The sequence below is a fragment of the Staphylococcus sp. EG-SA-2 genome (genome assembly GCF_017152085.1).
Window position 1 is genome coordinate 1 of the sequence record NZ_JACYHC010000540.1, and the last position, 3,523, is coordinate 3,523.

General features: G+C 35.6%; 2 protein-coding genes and 1 pseudogene. 2 read left to right on the plus strand and 1 reads right to left on the minus strand.

The annotated features are described in order from the left end of the window. Positions 1 to 466: 466 nt before the first annotated feature. Positions 467 to 1,351 (minus strand): LysR family transcriptional regulator, encoded by an 885-nt coding sequence (locus tag IDG60_RS09015; RefSeq protein WP_000691839.1) that lies wholly within the window; start codon positions 1,349 to 1,351, stop codon positions 467 to 469. Between the two features lie 159 nt (positions 1,352 to 1,510). Here IDG60_RS09015 and hutU point away from each other — a divergent pair, with 159 nt between their 5' ends. Both hutU and IDG60_RS09025 read left to right on the plus strand, forming a co-directional pair. Then, on the plus strand, positions 1,511 to 3,172 hold the full coding sequence (hutU, locus tag IDG60_RS09020; protein ID WP_001226823.1) for a urocanate hydratase: 1,662 nt from the start codon (positions 1,511 to 1,513) through the stop codon (positions 3,170 to 3,172). Further along, positions 3,172 to 3,523: pseudogene (locus IDG60_RS09025) on the plus strand (imidazolonepropionase); the annotation flags it as partial. The gene hutU and the pseudogene IDG60_RS09025, both read left to right, overlap by 1 nt.

The window sequence follows — 3,523 nt, forward strand, 5'->3', positions numbered from 1 at the left end:
TTGCATTGCAGGGCAGAATGTGAGTATTTCTTAATAGAAGTTATATTAACGTTGATATATTTGAAAAATAATTGCAGTAAGAAGACTCTTAAGTTGTAGTCATCTTACTGCTTATTTATGTTTGTTGGTCTGAATGTAATGATTTATACATGTAAATCATAAAATTGGTTGTGAAATTGTTTTACAGTTGACTGAGCAACTGCATAAGAGGCTCTAATAACTTAAGTTAAAGGCAAAAGGTATACAGTTGACTGAGCAACTGCATAAGAGGTTCTAATAACTTAAGTTAAAGGCAAAAGGTATACAGTTGACTGAGCAACTGCATAAGAGGCTCTAATAACTTAAGTTAAAGGCAAAAGGTATACAGTTGACTGAGCAACTGCATAAGAGGCTCTAATAACTTAAGTTAAAGGCGAAAGGTATACAGTTGACTACGCAACTGCATAAGAGGCTCTAATAACTTAAGTTAAAGAGCCTCTAAAAGTCCATATAAATAATCTTGGCATTGTTGTACGAATGTATGTACTTGTTCGGAGTGTTTGCGTTTTTTATGGTAATTGATATAAATTTTTCGGCCTAAGTTTGGACGAATTTTTTTATATTCTAAATTAGACGTGTGAAATGATTGGTAATAAAATCTCGGAATGATAGCGTAACCTAAGCCGAGATGAACAAATCCAACTGCTGATTCGAATCGATCTGTTTCTACAACGACATTTGGACGAATATTTCTTCTATTAAAATAGTCATCTAAGTGTTTGCGCACTTGAGAATTTTTGTTTGGTAATATGAGTGGCAAATTTTCAACATCTACCCAATTTTGATTTTTAAATGTTTCCTTGGGTGCTAATAAAATGTAAGATTCCTCATATAAAGGAATGGATCTTATATCTTCGTGGGTTATTTTTTCATTTGTTATAGCTAAATGAATATTAAAATTCAGTAATTGCTCTATAGATTGATGTTTGTCATGTATTTCATATAAACGATATTGCTGTTCAGGGTAGTCGGAATGGTGCTTTCGAATTAAATTCGCAATCCATTGATTCGTAGATTCAAGAGTCCCAATTTTTATCCTTGGTTCTGATGTAACGCTTAAATCATACATTTTTTCCATCGTGGATCGATATTGTTGAACTAATTCGCTCGCATAACGATAAAACTGTATTCCTTTTTCGGTAATCTTGATGTCTTTTGTTGAACGTGTAAATAAGTCATAACCTAAATCTGCTTCCATTTTTTTAATCGTAGCAGTTAAAGATGGCTGGCTAATATGTAAAAATTGTGCAGCTTTAGTAAAACTATTATATTTCACGATAGCCAAGAAGTATTCTAACTGAATAATTTTCATGTGTTTTGCTCCTTTTATTTATAGATTCAAGCTATGGATAATTAGTTTATTTATATTTGTTGGCTATATTTTAACATACTATAATGAATATTGAAGATAATAATGTAAGCGTTTTAAATTTAGTGGAATTAACTTCTAAAAAGAACAGGAGCGAATTTTATGAGAAAAATTCAAGCAAAAAAAGGTTTGAGTATTGAGTGTAAAGGTTGGGAACAAGAAGCAGTACTTAGAATGTTATACAACAATTTAGACCCAGAAGTTGCTGAAAGACCAGAAGATTTAGTTGTTTATGGTGGTATTGGAAAAGCAGCACGTAATTGGGAAGCTTTTGAAGCAATAGAGAAAACGTTACGAGAATTAGAATCAGATGAGACAATGTTAGTACAATCAGGAAAGCCAGTTGCTGTATTTAAAACACATGAAGAAGCGCCACGTGTATTAATTTCAAATTCAGTATTAGTGCCTGAATGGGCAAACTGGGATCATTTTAATGAATTAGATAAAAAAGGTTTAATCATGTATGGACAGATGACAGCCGGTAGTTGGATATATATTGGTTCTCAAGGTATTGTGCAAGGTACTTATGAGACATTTGCCGAGCTAGGTAATCAACACTTTAATGGAGATTTAGCAGGCACTGTTACACTGACAGCAGGTTTAGGTGGTATGGGTGGTGCGCAACCGTTAGCAATTACTATGAATCATGGGGTAGCAATTTGCGTGGATGTTGATGAAACACGTGTTGATAAGCGAATTGATACGAAATACTGTGATGTTAAAACAGCTGATTTAGATGAAGCATTAAAATTAGCAGAAGAGGCGAAAGAACGTGGAGAAGGATTATCAATCGGGTTAGTTGGAAATGCTGTAGACATCCATCAAGCGATTCTAGAAAAAGGATTTAAAATTGACATTATTACTGACCAAACAAGTGCACATGATCCGCTAAATGGATATGTGCCACAAGGATACTCTGTAGAAGAAGCGAAAGTATTGCGTGAAAAAGATCCGAAAAAATATGTTGAACTGTCACAAGCTTCAATGGCAAAGCATGTTGAATTAATGCTTGAATTCCAAAAACGTGGCGCTGTAGCATTTGATTATGGTAACAATATTCGTCAAGTAGCCTTCAATAACGGAGTGAAAAATGCTTTTGACTTCCCAGGCTTTGTACCAGCTTACATTAGACCATTATTCTGTGAAGGTAAAGGGCCATTCCGCTTTGCTGCGTTGAGTGGTGATCCAAAAGATATCGAGCGTGCGGATGAAGAAATGCGCAAACTTTTCCCAGAAAATGAAAAGTTATTAAGATGGCTTGATTTAGCTGAAGAAAAAATTTCATATCAAGGACTACCATCACGTATTGCTTGGTTAGGCTATGGAGAAAGAGCGAAAATGGGCTTAGCTTTAAATCGTCTTGTACGTGACGGTGAAATTTCAGCACCAATTGTTATTGGACGAGACCATTTAGATGCTGGTTCAGTTGCTAGTCCTAACCGTGAAACAGAAAGTATGAAAGATGGCAGTGACGCGGTTGGTGATTGGGCTGTATTGAATGCACTCATTAACACAGCTGCAGGTGGTTCATGGATTTCATTCCATCACGGTGGCGGTGTTGGCATGGGATATTCACTTCATGCGGGTATGGTTGTTGTAGCAGATGGATCAGAGCGTGCTGAAAGAAGATTGGAACGTGTATTGACGACTGACCCAGGTATGGGTGTTGCCCGACATGTTGATGCTGGCTATGACATCGCTATTCAAACAGCTAAAGAAAAAGGTATTCATATTCCAATGATTGATAAAGCAGGTGATAAGTAATGAATGATTTAATAATTAATCATATAGCAGAATTAATTTTACCGAGATCAACAGATAAACCTTTGAAGGGTAAGGAATTAGATGAATTAAATGTTGTGAAAAATGGTACAGTTGTCATTAAAGATGGCAAAATTGTATATGCTGGAACACATACAGATGACTACGATGCGACTGAGACGATTGATGCTAGTGGGAAGGTAGTGTCCCCAGCATTAGTAGATGCACATACCCATTTAACATTTGGTGGATCTCGAGAACATGAGATGTCATTAAAACGTCAAGGTAAGTCTTACCTTGAAATATTAGAAATGGGTGGTGGCATATTATCTACCGTTAATGCTACTAGAGAAA